Annotated in this window: 15 protein-coding genes; 8 read left to right on the plus strand and 7 right to left on the minus strand. The window is 68.1% G+C overall.

Annotated features, from left to right (window positions below; translation table 11 throughout):
* Window positions 1-154: 154 nt before the first annotated feature.
* Window positions 155-1,687, minus strand: coding sequence for an aldehyde dehydrogenase family protein (locus tag ASG27_RS05160; RefSeq protein ID WP_056411860.1), 1,533 nt, complete (start codon window positions 1,685-1,687; stop codon window positions 155-157).
* Window positions 1,688-1,705: 18 nt separating this feature from the next.
* The gene (locus ASG27_RS05165) at window positions 1,706-2,701 is read right to left on the minus strand and encodes an NAD(P)-dependent oxidoreductase (protein WP_268751116.1); all 996 of its coding nucleotides are present in this window, start codon (window positions 2,699-2,701) and stop codon (window positions 1,706-1,708) included.
* 6 nt (window positions 2,702-2,707) lie between these two features.
* On the opposite strand from ASG27_RS05165, the gene ASG27_RS05170 reads away from it, so the two are divergent.
* Window positions 2,708-3,652, plus strand: a complete 945-nt coding sequence (locus ASG27_RS05170; RefSeq protein WP_235503901.1) for a LysR family transcriptional regulator — start codon at window positions 2,708-2,710, stop codon at window positions 3,650-3,652.
* A gap of 79 nt (window positions 3,653-3,731) precedes the next feature.
* On the opposite strand, the gene ASG27_RS05175 is transcribed toward ASG27_RS05170, so the two are convergent.
* Together ASG27_RS05175 and ASG27_RS05180 are read right to left on the minus strand one after the other, a co-directional pair.
* Window positions 3,732-5,096, minus strand: coding sequence for a DUF3100 domain-containing protein (locus ASG27_RS05175; protein WP_082486171.1), 1,365 nt, complete (start codon window positions 5,094-5,096; stop codon window positions 3,732-3,734).
* Window positions 5,097-5,340: 244 nt separating this feature from the next.
* The gene (locus ASG27_RS05180; RefSeq protein ID WP_056173646.1) at window positions 5,341-6,306 is read right to left on the minus strand and encodes a tripartite tricarboxylate transporter substrate binding protein BugE; all 966 of its coding nucleotides are present in this window, start codon (window positions 6,304-6,306) and stop codon (window positions 5,341-5,343) included.
* Between the two features lie 131 nt (window positions 6,307-6,437).
* On the opposite strand from ASG27_RS05180, the gene ASG27_RS05185 reads away from it, so the two are divergent.
* Both ASG27_RS05185 and ASG27_RS05190 read left to right on the plus strand, forming a co-directional pair.
* Window positions 6,438-7,343: an AEC family transporter gene (locus ASG27_RS05185; RefSeq protein WP_056411946.1), complete on the plus strand. Its 906-nt coding sequence runs from the start codon at window positions 6,438-6,440 to the stop codon at window positions 7,341-7,343.
* The gene (locus tag ASG27_RS05190) at window positions 7,340-8,041 is read left to right on the plus strand and encodes a GDSL-type esterase/lipase family protein (protein WP_056411866.1); all 702 of its coding nucleotides are present in this window, start codon (window positions 7,340-7,342) and stop codon (window positions 8,039-8,041) included. The genes ASG27_RS05185 and ASG27_RS05190 overlap by 4 nt, the downstream gene beginning before the upstream one ends.
* A 76-nt stretch (window positions 8,042-8,117) precedes the next feature.
* Here the strand turns inward: ASG27_RS05190 and queG are convergent, their stop codons facing one another.
* Window positions 8,118-9,209, minus strand: coding sequence for a tRNA epoxyqueuosine(34) reductase QueG (queG, locus tag ASG27_RS05195; RefSeq protein ID WP_056411868.1), 1,092 nt, complete (start codon window positions 9,207-9,209; stop codon window positions 8,118-8,120).
* 12 nt (window positions 9,210-9,221) lie between these two features.
* On the opposite strand from queG, the gene tsaE reads away from it, so the two are divergent.
* The 3 genes from tsaE (at window position 9,222) to ASG27_RS05210 (ending at window position 11,716) form a co-directional block, all read left to right on the plus strand.
* Window positions 9,222-9,755 (plus strand): tRNA (adenosine(37)-N6)-threonylcarbamoyltransferase complex ATPase subunit type 1 TsaE, encoded by a 534-nt coding sequence (tsaE, locus tag ASG27_RS05200; protein ID WP_056411870.1) that lies wholly within the window; start codon window positions 9,222-9,224, stop codon window positions 9,753-9,755.
* Between the two features lie 4 nt (window positions 9,756-9,759).
* Entirely contained in the window at window positions 9,760-11,199 is a 1,440-nt protein-coding gene (locus tag ASG27_RS05205) for an N-acetylmuramoyl-L-alanine amidase (protein ID WP_056411872.1), read from the plus strand.
* Between the two features lie 178 nt (window positions 11,200-11,377).
* On the plus strand, window positions 11,378-11,716 hold the full coding sequence (locus ASG27_RS05210) for a cupin domain-containing protein (protein WP_056411875.1): 339 nt from the start codon (window positions 11,378-11,380) through the stop codon (window positions 11,714-11,716).
* 59 nt (window positions 11,717-11,775) lie between these two features.
* On the opposite strand, the gene ASG27_RS05215 is transcribed toward ASG27_RS05210, so the two are convergent.
* Window positions 11,776-13,341 carry a methyl-accepting chemotaxis protein gene (locus tag ASG27_RS05215; RefSeq protein WP_056411877.1) on the minus strand — a complete coding sequence of 522 codons (1,566 nt, stop codon included), beginning with the start codon at window positions 13,339-13,341 and terminating at the stop codon, window positions 11,776-11,778.
* A gap of 374 nt (window positions 13,342-13,715) precedes the next feature.
* Here ASG27_RS05215 and ASG27_RS25755 point away from each other — a divergent pair, with 374 nt between their 5' ends.
* The gene (locus ASG27_RS25755; RefSeq protein ID WP_082486172.1) at window positions 13,716-13,955 is read left to right on the plus strand and encodes a glycine zipper 2TM domain-containing protein; all 240 of its coding nucleotides are present in this window, start codon (window positions 13,716-13,718) and stop codon (window positions 13,953-13,955) included.
* A gap of 118 nt (window positions 13,956-14,073) precedes the next feature.
* Here ASG27_RS25755 and ASG27_RS05220 read toward each other — a convergent pair whose 3' ends face one another.
* The gene (locus ASG27_RS05220) at window positions 14,074-14,721 is read right to left on the minus strand and encodes a DedA family protein (protein WP_056411949.1); all 648 of its coding nucleotides are present in this window, start codon (window positions 14,719-14,721) and stop codon (window positions 14,074-14,076) included.
* Window positions 14,722-14,815: 94 nt separating this feature from the next.
* Here ASG27_RS05220 and mutL point away from each other — a divergent pair, with 94 nt between their 5' ends.
* Window positions 14,816-16,909: a DNA mismatch repair endonuclease MutL gene (gene mutL / locus ASG27_RS05225; RefSeq protein ID WP_056411879.1), complete on the plus strand. Its 2,094-nt coding sequence runs from the start codon at window positions 14,816-14,818 to the stop codon at window positions 16,907-16,909.
* The last annotated feature ends 18 nt before the right edge of the window (window positions 16,910-16,927 follow it).

Raw genomic sequence — 16,927 nt, forward strand, 5'->3', positions numbered from 1 at the left:
CCATGATAGCGATGCAGCGGGCGCCTTGGCCAACCTGCATGCCACTGGCACGCCCTGCCAGGCGCGACGCCGGGCCCAAGTTGTTCAGGGGTGCCGGTTCAGGCGGGCCGCACCCCTGCGTTGGGCGGGGGCTGGGCTGTTGCAGGCGTTCCGATCATCTCGCCGCATCGAGGCTGGGCGCGTAGCCGAAGGCCTGCACCGGCTTTTCGGCGGTTTCCACCCAGACGCTTTTGACCTGGGTGTATTCGTGCAGCGCCTCGATGCCGGAAGATCGACCGTACCCACTCGCGCCATAGCCGCCGAAAGGGGCCGCGACGTTGATGACCTTGTACATGTTGACCCAGAAGGTGCCTGCGTTGACCTTGGACGCAACGCGGTAGGCGCGGCCGATGTCCTGCGTCCATACGGCTCCGGCCAGCCCGAAGTCGCTGTCGTTGGCGATGGCGATCGCCTCTTCCTCGGTGTCGAACGGGATCGCCACCAGCACCGGCCCGAAGATTTCGGTCTGCGCCACGTCCATCCGGTTGTGCACGTTCTTCAGCACCGTGGGACGCACCCAGTAGCCGCCTTCGGCGGGCTGGCCGTCGCAGCCTTGCGCGACTTCGGCGCCGTCCCGAAGGCCCGAGCGGATCATGTCCAGCACATGCTGGTACTGCCGGGCGTTGTGGATCGGACCGATGTCGGTCGCGGCAGAGGCCGGGTCGCCCATCTGGATCTGCGCGGCGCCGTCGGCCACCATTTTCACGAAGCGTTCGTAGATGCTGCGCTGAACCAGCAAGCGCGAGCCCGCGACGCAGCTTTGGCCCGCGTTGCCAAAGATGGCCGCCTGGGCGCCGATGGCTGCGCGCTCCAGGTGGGCGTCCTCGAACACGATGTTGGCCGATTTGCCGCCCAGCTCCAGCACGCAGGGAATGCCGCGCTGCGCCGCTGCCGCGGCGACCTTGCCACCGGTCGCTGGCGAACCGACGAACACCACCTTCTTCACCGCGCGGTTCATCAACGCGTGCTGACCGGTGGTGTGGCCAAAGCCGGCCAGTACCGACAGCACACCCCGGGGAACGCCCGCCTTTTCGATCAGCGATGCAAGGGCCAAAGAACTGAGGGGCGTGAGCTCCGAGGGCTTGAGGATCACCGCATTGCCCATGCAGAGGGCAGGTGCCACGTTCCAGCCGCAGGTGAACAGCGGTGCATTCCACGGCGTGATCTGCAGCAGCACGCCGCAGGGCTCGCGGCGGGTAAAGCTCAGGTGGCCGCTGGGCACGGGGATCACGTGGCCATGGACCTTGTCGGCCCAGCCGGCGTAGTACTCGAACATTTCGGCCACGCGCAGTGCCTCGCCGCGGCAGTCGCGGATGGGCTTGCCGGCAGACATGCACTCCAGCTGCGCCAGCGGCTCGATGTGCTCGCGCAGCAGCCGGCCCGCCGCATGCATGGTGCGACCGCGCTCCGCATGGCTCAGCGCAGCCCATGTCCGCTGCCCCTCCAGTGCGGCCTGCGCGGCGGCGGCGGCCACGTGCTCGCCAGCGTCCTGGTAGGACAGGAAGCGCTGGCCCGTGGCGGGGTCGATCAGCGCGATGTCCGCGCCATCACCCGGCAGGATGGCGCCGCCCACATAGGACCCGATCTGCGTGTCGGGGAAGAAGGCGGCAAAGGCAGCCAGCAGTTGCTCGGTGGCGTGGGTGTTCATGCAATGGCTCCTGGGGTGTCAGGCCGCAGCCAGGGCGTTGCGGGTGCCGAGTTCGACGATGCGGTTGAAGTCTTCGGCGTCGCCGATGGAGTCGGCGCTCTGCGCCCACAGCTCGGCCACGCGCCGCGTCAGCGGCAGGTCCAGCCCCACGCCTGCGGTGAGCTCCTGGGCCAGCCGCACGTCTTTGCGCATGAGCTGCATGGTGAAGCCGGAGTCGAACTTGCCGTTCATCACCCACGTCGGAAAGTTGTGCTCGGTCACGAAGCTTCGGCCCGAGCCTGCGTTGACGCCCTGCAGCACCTGCTCCACCGGCACGCCGGCGGCAGCAGCCAGGCGGGTGACCTCGCCCGCGACCAGCAGGTGGGCCGCAGCCAACAGGTTGTTGGCGATCTTGGCGACGTGCCCGGCACCCACCGGGCCGACATGCACGCGCTTGGCGCTCATGGCCTGCAGCACGGGCTGCGCCTGGGCAAAGTCTTCGTCGGAAGCGCCGATCACCATGGTCATGGTGGCGTTGATGGCGCCCCTGGGGCCGCCGCTCACGGGCGCATCGATGATGCGCATCCCCGCCGCCTGCAGCCTGGCTGCCAGGTCGCGCGTGGTGTCGGGGTGGGAGGTCGAGGTGTCCACGACGATCAGCCCGGGCTTGGCATGGTCGATGATGCCGCCCGCACCGGCCACGACCTCCGAGACGATCGCGGCTGTGGGCAGCGACAGGACGACCATTTCGGCCGCTGCCACCACCTCTCCGATGGAATCGACCACGCGGATGCCGTCGGCCGCCAGCTGGGCGCGAACGGCGCTCGCGGCATCGGTGCCCACCACCTCGTAGCCGCCGCGCTGCAGCGACAGGGCCATGCCGCGCCCCATGTTGCCCAGTCCAATGATGCCGATGGTTTTCATGCCGTATCTCCGTGTGAATGGCGTTGCGTGCCGATGGCAGGAATCTTCGCGCCGGCCCTTGAGTTCATCAATGTCAACACCAGTAGAATTTCGTTGACTACAAGGCAACAAAATCCCATGACCACGATGGCTGATCTGGCGGCGGGCTTCATCGACGACCGCCGCGTGCGCTACCTGTACGAGGCGTCGGTCTCCGGTTCGGTCCGGGCTGCGGCCGACAAGATGGACATGAACCCGTCGGTGGTCAGCCGGCAGATCGCGCAGCTGGAGGCCGAACTGGCGGTCACGCTGATCGAGCGCCTGGGCCGTGGCGTGCGACCCACCGAGGCCGGGCAGATGGTGTGCGACTACTACCGCCAGCATCGGGCGCATCAGGACGACCTGATCGTCAAGCTGCAGGAACTGCGCGGACTTGCGCGCGGACACATCGACCTGGTGCTGGGGGAAGGCTTCGTCAGCGACCTCATGGACGAGCCGCTGCAGGACTTCTGGCGGCGCCATCCGCGCCTGACGGTCAACCTCAGCCTGGCCGGCACCAACGACGTTCTGCGCCGCGTCAGCGAGGATGCTGCACACATCGGGCTGGTCTACAACCCGCCACCCACGCCAGGCATCCGCTCGCGCGCGGCGGTGCGCCAGCCGATGTGCGCCATCGTGGTGCCGGACCATCCACTGACCCGGCTGCAGCGCCAGCCCCTTTTCAAGCAGCTGGCAGAGCATCCGCTGGCCCTGATGCACGGCTCTTACGGCACGCGCCAGATCGTGGCGCTGGCAGAGCAGATGGAAACGCTGAGGCTGGTGCCAAAGCTCACCACCGATTCGATCTCGGTGGTCAAGCATTTCTGCAAGGCGCAACTGGGGGTGGGGCTGCTGCCTGCCTTCGCCGTGTCGCAGGAAACGCAGGCCGGCGACCTGGTGGCCATTCCGATCGATCAGGCGGTGCTGGCCAGCGCCGAAGCCCACATCATCACGCGGCTGGGTCGCAGCCTGCCGGCCGCCGCCAACCAGCTGCTGCTGCAGCTCATTGCCACCATGCGGGCCTTTCGCAAGACCAGGACCTGAGCGCCGGCTGCGCAGCGCCGGGAGGCAGAGCGATCAGGCCCGATCCGTGCCACCGACCCACCTGCGGCAGCGATGCGGTTCAGCCTCCGAAGTACTGGGCGATGACAGCCCCTGCCAGGAAGGCACCTGCTGTGGCGATCAGCGAAGTGACCACGATGCGCCAGCCCAGGGCCCTGAGCACCGGCAGGTCCTTGGCCAGCGAGAGGCCGGCATAGGCCAGCACCGGGGTCACCACGGTCAGCAGGTTGACCTTTTCCACCATTGGATTGACCAGCGGGGCCAGGGGAGACACCGGTACGCTGACCAGCACGCCCATGATGGACACCCAGATGATGGCCGGGATGCGCAAGCGCGGTGCGAGCCGCGACATCACCAGACCCGCCAGCGCACAGGCCACGAGCACCAGCATGCCCGGCAGGGCGAGCACCAGGGACTTGCCGCCGGTGAACTGATTGCCCACCAGCGCGATCGCCGCCGTGCCCACGACCGCTGCCAGCATGCCGCCCCACGGCAGGCGCGCCTGCTGGTGCATCTCGCCCATGGCCTCGCGCATTGCGGCGTCGTGCTCGACGATGATGGCCTTGCGATTCTTGCCGAGGATGGGCTCCAGACGCGCGTACAGCCAGTTGGCCATGGGCAGGGAGAACACGACCAGTATGTAGGTGCCGACGACGGTGGTGATGAGATTGCTCGCGGCGGCCAAGGCGGCGATGGTGTCCTTCTCGGCCGGGTACTGGACCGAGATCGCACCGACGGCCGCCGCCGTCATGCTGCCCGAGCCAATGCCCGCCGCCATGCCCAGAGCCTCGGGGCTGAAGATGCCCGTGTGCGCCACCATGCTCGCGAAGAATGCCATGAAGGCCGCGCCGATGACCGAGCCCGTCACATACTCGGCCAGGACGCCGCGGCCCTCCGCCGAGTTCATGCCGTAGCGCTCGGCGATCAGCGCGACACCGGGTTCGCGACCCACGGAGAACGTGGCGCCGATGGCCTCGCGCTTGATCCCCAGCAAGAGCGCCACGGGCAGCGCCAGCACGATGGTGCCCAGGAAGTTGCCCGCCTCCTGCAGCAGCAGGACCGGGCCTGCGGCGATCACCTTCTGCAGGTTGATGCCCACCGTGAAACCCAGCTTGGCGATGAACAGCATGATGCCGATCTGCACGAAGTCCGACGCGATGGTCTGCGTGCGGATGTATTCGCGCCCCGACGCATCCGCCCTTTTCATGGCGATGCTGCACAGAACGCAGGCGAGCAGCGCCCACAGGAACGGAAACAGCGTTACCTTCGTGAAGCCGACCGGGAACGTGGCGGTGCCAGCCCATTCCGACGCGATGGTCAGCACACCGGCGATCCCCAGCACCAGGGCAATCTGATGGACTTTCAGGGATCGCACCGGGCTGGCCTCAGGTGCCGTCGCAGGGGAAGAAGGGGAAATGGTGGACATGTGGGCCTCTGGCTTGGGTTGACGACGTCCGGCGCTCCCGTTGTGGCTCGGCCGATCCGTTCGTGCAGGCAAGATTCTTTGAATTGCCCTGGTGTTGCAATGTCACCCTCGGTAGATTTGCGTTGACTACCGAGCAACACCCAATCGCGCCGCACAGGCCATGGCCGACAGGGCCGCGTGCGCCCACAAAAAAGCCGCCCGAAGGCGGCCTGGAAACGGTGGTGCGGAAGCACCGGGCCCGGTTTCACTCCAGCGTCAGCTTCTGCTTGACGACCACTTCCTTGTACACGGCAAACTCGGCCTTGATCTGCTCGGCAAACTGCTCGGGCGTGTTGCCCAGCACGATGGATCCGGTCTCTTCGATGCGCTTTTTCACGGCCGGATCTTCCAGCGCCTTGCGCACGCCGGCGTTGATCTTGTCCACGATGTCCTTGGGCAGGCCCTTGGGGCCGACGATGCCGTAGTAGGCCATGCGGTTCACAGGCTCCAGGCCCAGTTCCTTGAACGTGGGCACGTTGGGCAGGGCTGCCACGCGCTGGGGTGCGGCCACCACGATGGGCACCAGGCGGTTGTCCTTGATGAACGGCAGGGCCGAGGGCAGGTTGTCGAAGATCATCGGCACCTGGCCGGCCACGGTGTCGTTCAGCGCGGGGCCCGCACCACGGTAGGGGATGTGCGTGACGAAGGTGTTCGACAGGCTCTTGTACAGCTCCATCTGCAGGTGGCCGATGCCGCCCGTGCCCGACGACGAGTACGAATACTTGCCCGGCGACTTCTTGAGTTCCGCCACGAAGGCCTTGTAGTCCTTGGCGGGGAAGTTGGGGTTCACCGCGATGATGTTGGGCGTGGCCGCGATGTTGATGACGGGCGTGAAGTCCGTCAGCGGGTTGTACGGCGTCTTGGGGTTGATGGCGGGGTTGGCCGCCGTGGTCGACACGGTGGCGATGCCCAGCGTGTAGCCGTCCGGTGCCGAGCGGGCGGTTTCCGACGCGCCCACGATGCCGCCGCCACCGGCCTTGTTCTCCACGATCACGCTCTGGCCCAGGGCGCGGCCCAGGGGGTCGGCGATCACGCGCGCAATGATGTCGGTGGTGCCGCCGGGTGCAAACGGCACCTGCAGCTTGATCACCTTGTTGGGGTAGCCCTGGGCGGCGGCCGATCCGGCGGCCGCGGCCAGTACAGTCAGAGCAAGCCATTGACGACGATGCATTCGAGTTCTCCTTCGTGCGGGGGTACAGACAGACAGCGCCGATGGTATGCGCAATGCACGCTGCGGCAGCCTGCGGATTCCACATAAGGGCTAACCCCAGGTTCTTGCCCGGCATCAAGTATTCTCAGGCGGTGAACTACGCCCAGCTCCTGCTCCCCGACTTCTCCCTCATCCTGTGCGGCTACCTCATCTGCCGGTACACCGCGCTGAACCGGTCGGTGTGGCAGCCCGTGGAGAGCCTGGTGTACTACCTGCTCTTTCCGGTGCTGCTGTTCCAGTCCATCGTCAAGAGCCCGGTGGACATCGGCGCCGCCTCGGGGCTGATCGCGGCGGGGCTGTTGTCGGGGCTGATCGGCATTGCGCTCGCCTACAGCCTGCCGCACTGGCCCTGGGTCGGCAAGCGCATCGATGTGCGCGACCATGCGGCCAGCGCGCAGGTGGCGTTTCGCTTCAACTCCTTCATTGGCCTGGCGATTGCCGAGCGCCTGGCGGGCACCGAGGGGCTGCTCATGATCGCCGTGCTGATCGGCGTGTGCGTGCCGCTGTTCAACGTGGCCGCCGTGTGGCCCATGGCGCGCAATGGCAAGCACAGCTTCGTGCGCGAACTGGCGCGCAACCCGCTCATCGTGGCCACGCTGTCGGGGCTGGTGGCCAACCTGCTCGGTTTTCAGATTCCCGATTGGGCGGCGCCCACCGTGGGCCGCATCAGCGCGACGTCGCTGGCGCTGGGGCTCATGGCCGCGGGCGCGGGGCTGGAGTTCGGCCTGCTCACCCGGGGCAAAACGCTCAGCGTGGCCGTGCTGTCCATCCGCCACCTGGTGCAACCATTGATCGCCTTCGGCATGGCGCGCCTGTTCGGGCTGAACCCGGTGCAGACCACGATGCTGCTGGCGTTCTCGGCCCTGCCCACGGCCTCCACCTGCTATGTGCTGGCCGCCCGCATGGGCTACAACGGGCCGTATGTGGCCGGCCTGGTGACGATGTCCACCTTGCTCGGCATGGTGAGCCTGCCGTTTGCCCTGGGGTTCCTGCGATGACCGACGCCTGCCTTGCCAGACCTGCCGCACCCGGCACTGCTGCCACTTGCGCTCTGGCGCGCCGCCGCGCGCTGATGGCGGGCTTGGCCCTGCTCGCTGCTGCGCCCCTGGCGGCCTGCGGCCGCAAGGCCCCGCGCGGCCAGGTGGTGCCGCCCGATGCCACCGTGCTGGCGCTGGGCGACTCGCTGACCTCCGGCGTGGGCGCATCGGCCGATACGGCCTACCCCGCCGTGCTGCAGCGCCTGACGGGCTGGAAGGTGGTCAACGGCGGCGTGTCGGGCGACACCTCGGCCCAGGCGCTGGAGCGCCTGCCCGCGCTGCTGCAAAAACACCAGCCAGCGCTCGTGATCGTGAGCATCGGCGGCAACGACTTCCTGCGCCGCCAGAGCGCCACCGCCACCCGCACCCACATCCGCAGCATCTGCACGCAGGCCCGCGCCAGCGGCGCCCAGGTGGTGCTGGTGGCCGTGCCCGAGCTGACGTTTCTGGCGGCGTCGGCCGGCCTGCTGAGCGACCATGCGATGTACGAAGAGATTGCCAGCGACCTGAAGATCCCCCTGCACAGCAAGGGCTGGTCCACGGTGCTGGCCGACGCGAGCCTGCGGTCCGACCAGATCCACGCCAACGCGACAGGCTACGAGCGGTTCGCGCAGGGGCTGGTGGAGACGCTCAAAAGCACGGGGCTGCTGGTGCGTTGATGCGCTGATGCGCTGATGCGCCAACTATCATTTTGATAGCTGCTAGCGCACGCCCATCAAGCGGCAGAGGCCATTTTCATTCAAACTCCCGACCCAGCGCCCACGCCACGTGCTCGCGCACCAGGGCGCTTTCATGGTCCGCCCGCGACTGCAGCGCCACCCGCAAGGCGCCATCCCCCGTGGCCCTGAGCGCATTGCCCAGCGCCACCGCCACGTTGCGCAGCCAGCGTTCGTGCCCGATGCGCCGGATGGGCCCGCCCTCGGTCATGCGCAAAAAGGTGGGCTCATCCCACGCGAACAAATGCACCAGCTGCTGGCCCGACAGCCCCTGGCGCTCGTCGAAGTCGGGCAGCCGGCTGACCTGCGCGAACTTGTTCCAGGGGCAGATGAGCTGGCAGTCGTCGCAGCCATAGATGCGGTTGCCCAGCAGAGGCCGCAGCTCCAGCGGTATGGCCCCCGCATGCTCGATGGTGAGGTACGAGATGCAGCGCCGCGCATCGATGCGGTGCGGCGCGATGATGGCCTGCGTGGGGCACACGTCGATGCAGGCACTGCAGCTGCCGCAGTGCGCGGTGACGGGCGCGCTCTCGGGCAGCGCCATGTCGACATAGATCTCGCCCAGGAAGAACATCGACCCCGCCTCGCGGTTGAGCACCAGCGTGTGCTTGCCGCGCCAGCCCTGCCCGCTGCGCGCGGCCAGCTCGGCCTCCAGCACCGGGGCCGAGTCGGTGAACACGCGGTGGCCGAACGGGCCGATGGCCTCGGCGATGCGGTCGCTCAGCTTCTGAAGACGTGCGCGCAGCACCTTGTGGTAGTCACGCCCCCGGGCATAGACAGAGACGATGCCCTCGTGCGGCCGGGTCAGCCGTGCCAGCTCGTGGGCCTGCCAGGCGGGCCCCGCGCCTTGGCTGCCTTCTTCCGCCGAACCCTGGCCCGCCGCCTGCCCGGTGTCCCGCGGCAAATAATCCATGCGCGCCGTGATCACGCTCACCGTCCCGGGCACCAGCTCGGACGGGCGCGCGCGTTTGAGGCCGTGCGATGCCATGTAATGCATCTCGCCATGGAACCCCTGCGCCAGCCAGGCCGAAAGACCGGGCTCTGCAGCGGACAAGTCCACCCCCGCCACGCCGATTTGGGAAAATCCCAGCTCGCGGGCCCACTCCTGCATTTGAGGAACGAGTTGACTGTTGCACCACATACCGGCCAGATTGTAGAAAGCGGCACGCCCGGCGCCGCCGAACCCGCCCGCCATTTCACCTGGCACAGCGAGGACGTCACCGCCGCCTTCGCCCGCCGCCTCGCCGCGCAGCCCCTCCTCGCCAACGCGTTTGTCACACTGCACGGCGACCTGGGCGCCGGCAAGACCACCCTGGTGCGCCACCTGCTGCGCGCCCTGGGCGTCGAGGGCCGCATCAAGAGCCCGACCTACGCCGTGGTGGAGCCGCACGAGGCGCCGGGCCTTGCGCCGCATGCGACCACGGTCTGGCACTTCGACTTCTACCGCTTCGACGACCCGCGCGAGTGGGAAGACGCCGGATTCAGGGACATTTTTGCCAACCCGGGCCTCAAGGTGGCAGAATGGCCAGAAAAGGCTGCAGCGCTGACCCCGCCTGCAGACCTTGCTATACACATTGAAGCAATTGACGACACCGAAAGGACCGTCACGGTGCACGCCCACACGGCCCACGGCCTCCACCTGCTGCAAGGACTCTGAACGAATGACTCTGCCCCCCCGCCCGGCACCGCGCCAGCCATCCCGCCGCACGCTGCTGCAGGCGGGCAGCCTGGTCCTTTTGCTGGGCACGCAGCAGATCGCCCGTGGCGCCACCATCCTGGCCGTGCGCGTATGGCCGGCCCCTGAATACTCCCGCGTGACCATCGAATCCGACGGCGCGCTGGTGGCCAAGCAGTTCTTCGTGACCACGCCGCCGCGCCTAGCCGTGGACATCGAAGGCATCGACCTGAGCCCCGAGCTGCGCGAGCTGGTGGCCAAGGTCAAGCCCGACGACCCGAACATCGCCGGCATCCGCGTGGGCCAGAACGCGCCCGGTGTGGTGCGCCTGGTGGTGGACCTGAAGCAGGCCGCCATGCCCCAGGTGTTCACCCTGCCGCCCGTGGCCGCCTACCAGCACCGCCTGGTCTTCGACCTGTACCCGGCCGCACCGGTGGACCCGCTCGAAGCCCTGATCGCCGAGCGCCTGCGCGACGTGCCCGCCGCCGGCAAAACGCTGCCTGCGCCGCCCACCGTCACTGCACGCACCGGCCCCCAGCCGCCCGCCGAGACCGACCCCCTGGGCGACCTGATCGCCCAGCGCACCCAGCGCCCCGGTCCGCCCGGAGCGCCACCACCACCTGTGGTGGCCGCAGCGCCGCCTCCGGCCGAGCCTGCGCGCCCCGCGCCCGCCACGCCCAATCGGGCCACTTCGACACAGACCGACCGCATCATCATCGTGGCGCTGGACCCCGGCCACGGCGGCGAGGACCCCGGCGCCATCGGCCCGGCCGGCACGCGCGAGAAGGACGTTGTCCTGCGCGTGGCCCACCTGCTGCGCGACCGCATCAACGCCACCACCGTGGGCGGCAACCCGATGCGCGCGTTTCTCACGCGCGACGGCGACTTCTTCGTGCCGCTGGGCGTGCGCGTGCAAAAGGCCCGGCGCGTGCAGGCCGACCTGTTCGTCTCCATCCATGCCGATGCCTTCACCACCCCGGCCGCACGCGGTGCCAGCGTGTTCGCGCTCAGCCAGGGCGGCGCCTCCAGCACCGCCGCGCGCTGGCTGGCCAACAAGGAAAACCAGGCCGACCTGGTGGGCGGCATCAACGTGCAGTCCAAGGACCAGCATGTGCAGCGCGCGCTTCTGGACATGAGCACCACCGCGCAGATCAACGACAGCCTCAAACTCGGCAGCGTGCTGCTGGGCGAGATCGGCGGCATGGCCAAGCTGCACAAGCCGCGCGTGGAGCAGGCGGGCTTTGCCGTGCTCAAGGCGCCCGACATCCCCAGCGTGCTGGTGGAGACCGCCTTCATCAGCAACCCCGAGGAAGAGCAGCGCCTGCGCAGCAGCGCCTACCAGGAGCAGCTGGCCGATGCGCTGATGCGCGGCATCACCCGCTACTTCGCCAAGAACCCGCCACTGGCGCGCAGCCGCTCGGTGTAGGACCGCCACGGCAGGCCGCACAGCGCGGGGCGCGTTGCTTTGCTTTGCTTCGCCGTGCCTTGGCTTGCCTTGCGCGGACCGCCAAGTACAGGCAAAGTAGCCTGCATCATCCACACCCCGCGTGCAGCCCCCGCCCCCTCCGAGCAGGCCGTGCGCCACGGACGCAAGGAGAACTGCCATGGCACTGCCCCACGCCCAATCCGGCCAGATCGTCAGTGTTCGCCCCCTGGGCGACCGCCTGCCCGAAGCCATCACCACCGCCATACTCAAAGCCGGCCAGCTCGAGGTCATGCGCGTGGTGCTGCCCGTGGGCAAGTCCATGAAAGAACACCAGACCCCGGGCGAAGCCACGGTGCAGTGCATCGAAGGGGTGGTGGAGTTCATGAACGAAGGCGCCGTGCAGCAGTTGCACGCCGGCGACTTCGTGCACCTGGCGCCGCGCATGCTGCATGCGCTCAAGGCGGTGCAATCGGCCTCGCTGCTGGTCACCCTGTGCCTGTTGCCGGGCGAGCGCTGACAAGCATCTTGCACCGGCCCGCCGGTTCCGTCACACCGGGGGCTGCTGGTCAATTCAAGCTACAGGCGGAACACGCTCACCACCTCGGCCAGCCGCGCCGCCTGGTGCTTGAGGCTGTCGGCCGCCGCGGCGCTTTGCTCCACCAGCGCGGCGTTTTGCTGCGTGACCTGATCGAGCTGCGTCACCGCTTCGCCCACCTGGCTGATACCGATGGTCTGCTCGCCCGTGGCGCTCGATATCTCGCCGATCAGATCGCTCACGCGTTTGACCTGGGTGACGATGTCTTCCATGCTCTGGCCCGCGTTGCTCACCAGCTGCGTGCCGTCATCGACCCTGGACACGCTGGCGGTGATCAGGGCCTTGATCTCCTTGGCAGCCTCGGCGCTGCGCCCGGCCAGGCTGCGCACCTCGCTGGCCACCACGGCAAAGCCACGGCCCTGCTCGCCCGCGCGGGCGGCCTCCACGGCGGCATTGAGCGCGAGGATGTTGGTCTGGAACGCAATGCCGTCGATCACCGCGATGATGTCGGTGATCTTGCGCGACGCGGCCGAAATGTCCTGCATGGTGGCCACCACCTGGCCCACCACTTCGCCGCCCTTGACGGCCGCAGCCGACGCGGTGCCCGCCAGCACCGCGGCCCGCTGCGCGGTGTCGGAGTTGTTCTTCACCGTGCTCGTGATCTCTTCCATCGACGCCGCGGTCTCCTCCAGGTTGGCCGCCTGCTCTTCGGTGCGCTGGCTCAGGTCCGCGTTGCCGGCCGCGATCTCGCTGGAGCCGGTGGCAATGCTGTCGCTGCTGTGGCGCACGTCGCCCACGATGCGCACCAGCGACGCCTGCATGGTTTGCATCGCCTGCATCATCCGCGCCACTTCGCCCCGGCCCTGCGCATAAATGGGCTGCGACAGATCGCCCTCGCCGATGCGCTGGGCCACCGTGGCCACCTCGTTCAATGACCGGCGGATGCGCTGCACCACCACCACCGACAGCACCACCAGCAGCGCCAGCCCGGCCACGCCCGCCACCAGCACCGTGGTGCGGTACGAGCTGATCAGCGCGGCCGCTTCGCCGGCCTGCTCGGCCGAGCGCTGCACCTGGTAGGCCACCATCTTGTCGGCCACGGTGTTGTACTGGTTGAGCACCGGTGCAAACGTGGCCAGGGCGTAGCTCTTGGCCTGGGCCATGTCGCCCGCCTTCTTGAGGGCCAGGGACTTGTCGCGCGCTTCCAGATAGCTCGTGCGCACGGCGGCCAGCTCCTCCTGGATGCGCAGGCCTTCGGGACTTTTCTCCAGCTCGGTGTAGCGCTTTTGCACCGTGCTGGTGTCTGCCGTGGTGGCGGCCACCATGTCCTTGAAGTAGTTCTGCAGGTCGTCACCGTCGCTCTGCGCAATGGAGAACACGCGCGTGGAGTTGACCGCGATGTTGCTGCGCCAGCGCAGCGCCAGCTGCAGCCGTTCGACCTGCTCGGTCGCCAGTTGGTCGACGGTGCGGCCCAGGTGCTGCACCCGCACCAGGCTCAGCGCCAGGATGATCACCAGCGCCAGCACCGCCACCCCGACGATGAGGCTGATCTGCTGCGCGACGGTGAGCTGAGGGCCTTGGCCCGCGGAGTTGGTGTGCTGGCCCATCGTGGTATCCCCTGGTTGGCCGCGTTGTGTTCGCGGCTTGTGTTCATGACCGATCAATGATCTGTCTGCGCCGCAGGATTGGCAACGGGGACGACCGCCTCGTAAACCCTAAGAAATGCGGCCAATACACGAGCGCAACGGCGCGGCAGGCCAGCACCCGCGCCGCCTGGCCGGGCGCCATTCGGCGGCGATGTCCGGGCCGCTTCGGATCACGCCCTGCCGTCAGCCACGGCGCGGCATGTCCTACAGGCACCTCCCCCGCTTGCCTACGCCGGCGGCGCGGTGCCGGGTGGATATTTCAGTCACAGGTCGAGTTGAGCAGCACCCGCTGAACAACTGCAAGGCCTGAATCCACACCACAAAGGACTCTTGCCATGAAAATCCGTCACATCCTCCTTGCGACCACCTGCACCGCGGCCCTTGCCCTGGGTGGTTGTGCCTCCAACCCCACCGATGCCCAAGTGGGTACCGGCGTCGGTGCCGTCGTAGGCGGCGTCGCAGGCAATGCCATCTTCGGCGGCCCTGTAGGGACCATTGGCGGTGCCGCAGCCGGCGCGCTGGTGGGCCACGAAATCGGTGAAGATCGCGACCAACGCCGTGGATATCGCCGTTAATTTGCTTCACACCCACCATCACCGCCCGCCTGGGCGACCGATGGCGGCGTAAAAAAACTCCTGGCACTCGTACACCGAGCGTCAGGAGTTTTGCTTTGGGGGTGGCGTTGCCGGTGCTTCAGGCCGTCTTGGCCGCCCGCCCGGCGCGCCAGGCACCGAAGATCGCGATCAGCCCGGGGATGAAGATCATGGCCCAGATGATCTTGTCCAGGTTTTCCTTCACCCAGGCAAAGTTGCCGAAGAAGTAGCCCGCGGTGCAGATGCCCAGCACCCACAGCAGCGCGCCGCCCACATTGAAAGCCGTGAACTTGGCACGGTTCATCTCGGCCACACCCGCCACGAAGGGTGCGAAGGTGCGGATGAACGGCATGAAGCGCGCCAGGATGATCGTGATGCCGCCGTAGCGCTCGTAAAAATCATGCGCCTGGTTGAACGCGCGGCGGTTGAACCAGCGCGAGTCTTCCCACTGGAAGACCTTGGGCCCGAAGTACCGCCCGATCGAGTAGTTGCACTGGTCGCCCAGGATGGCTGCGGCGATCAGCACCACGCAGGCGATGGGCAGGCTCATGAGCCCCGCGCCGCACAGCGCCCCGACGATGAACAGCAGCGAGTCGCCCGGCAAGAACGGCATGACCACCACGCCGGTTTCCACGAACACGATGAGAAACAGCAGCGCGTACACCCACGGGCCGTACGCTTGCACGAACGCCTCGAGGTACTTGTCCACATGCAGGATGAAATCGATGAGAAAGGTGACAAGTTCCATGGGGCTGGTGTTGAAAAAAGCAGCGGGCATTATCCCCAGCCCGCCGGGGTGACCCGCAAAGCCCCTGCGCGAGCCCGGCCCTAAAATCCACGGGGTGAACGACACCACCGCCCCCCTCGCCACGGCCCTGCCGGCCAGCGCCCCCATCCCCCCACGCCGCCCCATCCGCGACCTGCCCAACGAGCTGATCAGCCAGATCGCGGCTGGCGAAGTGGTGGAGCGCCCCGCTTCCGTGGTGCGCGAGCTGGTGGACAACGCGCTCGATGCCGGCGCCACGCAGATCACCGTGCGGCTGTCCGCCGGCGGCGTGCGCCTGATCACGGTGGAAGACGACGGCGGCGGCATTCCGCACGAGGAGCTGCCCGTGGCGCTGCGCCGCCACGCCACCAGCAAGATCACCAACCTGAACGACCTGGAAACTGTGGCCACGATGGGCTTTCGGGGCGAGGCGCTGGCGGCCATCGCTTCGGTGTCCGAGATGTCCCTGCTCTCGCGACCTGCGGCGCAAGGCAACGCCTTTTTGCTGGACGCACGCAGCGGCGAACTGCGCCCTGCCGCCCGCAGCACGGGCACCACGGTGGAGGTCAAGGAGCTTTTCTTTTCGACCCCGGCGCGCCGCAAATTTCTCAAGACCGACGCCACCGAGCTTGCGCACTGCATCGAGTCCGTGCGCCGCCACGCGCTGGCCCGGCCCGATGTGGGATTTGCCATCTGGCACGAAGGCAAGCTGGTGGAGCAGTGGCGCGCGACCTTCGTGCCGGGCCAGGCCAGCGCCAGCGCCAGCGGCCTGCAGGACGCGCTGGCGCGGCGCCTGTCGGACGTGCTGGGCGAGGACTTCGTCGCGCAGTCGGTCGCCGTGCAGCACCGCGTGGGCCCGGTGGTCGTGACCGGCCGCGCCGGCCTGCCCGACGCCGCACGCTCGCGCGCCGACCACCAGTACTGCTACGTCAACGGCCGCTTCGTGCGCGACAAGGTGCTGACCCACGCCGCGCGCAGCGCGTACGAAGACGTGCTGCACGGCCACAAGCAGCCGGTGTATGCGCTGTATGTAGAGATCGACCCGGCGCGCGTGGATGTGAACGTGCACCCCACCAAGATCGAGGTGCGCTTTCGCGACAGCCGCGAGGTGCATCAGGCGGTGCGCCACGCGGTGGAAAACGCGCTGGCCGCACCACGCGCCGCAGCGCTGGCCGCGGCAGCCGCCGCAGCCTCTGCCGAGGGCGATGCGAGCCCTGCGGACGACAGCGCTGCCGTTGTGACGTCAAAACAGGCGCTACCGCGCACTTGGCAAGCGCAATCCGCTATCAGATTTGAAGAACGTGGCCACCAGGTGGCCGACCTGCAGGCGCTGTGGGGCCCGCGCAAGGACCCTGCTGCGGCCAGCGCGCCAGGCGGCCAGGCCCTGTGGCAAGGCACGCAGGGGCCGCTGGGGCAGCCAGGACAGGACAGGCCCGCTGGCGAATCGGCCGAGGCACCGCCCTGGAGCTCTCCAGGTACCGCGTTCCCGCCGCCAGCCGCTGCACCACTCAGCGCCAATGCCATGGCAGGCAGCGCACCCGCCGGCACCGGCCGAGACACCCCAGAGACCACCTGGCCCCTGGGCCGCGCCGTGGCACAGTTGCACGGCGTGTACATCCTGGCCGAGAACGCGCAGGGCATGATCATCGTGGACATGCACGCCGCGCACGAACGCATCGTGTACGAACGCCTCAAGTCCCAGGTGGACAGCGGCGCACGCATTGCCAGCCAGCCACTGCTGATCCCCGCCACCTTCGCCGCCACGGCCGAGGAAGTCGCCACTGCCGAAGAATCCACCGAGGTGCTGGCCCTGCTGGGCCTGGAGGTGGTGCCGTTCTCGCCCAAGACCCTGGCCGTGCGGGCCGTGCCCACCACGCTGGCCACCGCGTCGGGCTTTGGCGACCCGGTCGAGCTGGCCCGCAGCGTGCTGGCCGAACTGGCCGCGCACGACGCGACCACCGTGGTGCAGCGCGCCCGCAACGAGATCCTGGGCACCATGGCCTGCCACGGCGCGGTGCGGGCCAACCGCAGGCTCACCATCGACGAGATGAACGCGCTGCTGCGCCAGATGGAGACCACCGACCGCAGCGACCAGTGCAACCACGGCCGGCCCACGTGGCGGCAGTTGTCGATGAAGGAACTGGACGCGCTGTTCCTGCGCGGACGGTAGGTCCCTTCCCAGAACCAC

It is taken from the genome of Acidovorax sp. Leaf191 (assembly GCF_001424425.1).
In the GTDB taxonomy this organism is placed as follows: Bacteria; Pseudomonadota; Gammaproteobacteria; order Burkholderiales; family Burkholderiaceae_C; genus Acidovorax.

Coding starts and splice junctions, on each gene's coding strand:
- queG (WP_056411868.1), bottom strand. CDS start 9,209: ATGCAGGAGTGGGCCCGCGAGCTGGGATTTTCCCAAATCGGCGTGGCG.
- ASG27_RS05215 (WP_056411877.1), bottom strand. CDS start 13,341: ATGGGCCAGCACACCAACTCCGCGGGCCAAGGCCCTCAGCTCACCGTC.
- ASG27_RS05175 (WP_082486171.1), bottom strand. CDS start 5,096: ATGTCCACCATTTCCCCTTCTTCCCCTGCGACGGCACCTGAGGCCAGC.
- ASG27_RS05190 (WP_056411866.1), top strand. CDS start 7,340: ATGACCGACGCCTGCCTTGCCAGACCTGCCGCACCCGGCACTGCTGCC.
- ASG27_RS05160 (WP_056411860.1), bottom strand. CDS start 1,687: ATGAACACCCACGCCACCGAGCAACTGCTGGCTGCCTTTGCCGCCTTC.
- ASG27_RS25755 (WP_082486172.1), top strand. CDS start 13,716: ATGAAAATCCGTCACATCCTCCTTGCGACCACCTGCACCGCGGCCCTT.
- ASG27_RS05220 (WP_056411949.1), bottom strand. CDS start 14,721: ATGGAACTTGTCACCTTTCTCATCGATTTCATCCTGCATGTGGACAAG.
- ASG27_RS05170 (WP_235503901.1), top strand. CDS start 2,708: ATGACCACGATGGCTGATCTGGCGGCGGGCTTCATCGACGACCGCCGC.
- ASG27_RS05205 (WP_056411872.1), top strand. CDS start 9,760: ATGACTCTGCCCCCCCGCCCGGCACCGCGCCAGCCATCCCGCCGCACG.
- ASG27_RS05180 (WP_056173646.1), bottom strand. CDS start 6,306: ATGCATCGTCGTCAATGGCTTGCTCTGACTGTACTGGCCGCGGCCGCC.
- ASG27_RS05210 (WP_056411875.1), top strand. CDS start 11,378: ATGGCACTGCCCCACGCCCAATCCGGCCAGATCGTCAGTGTTCGCCCC.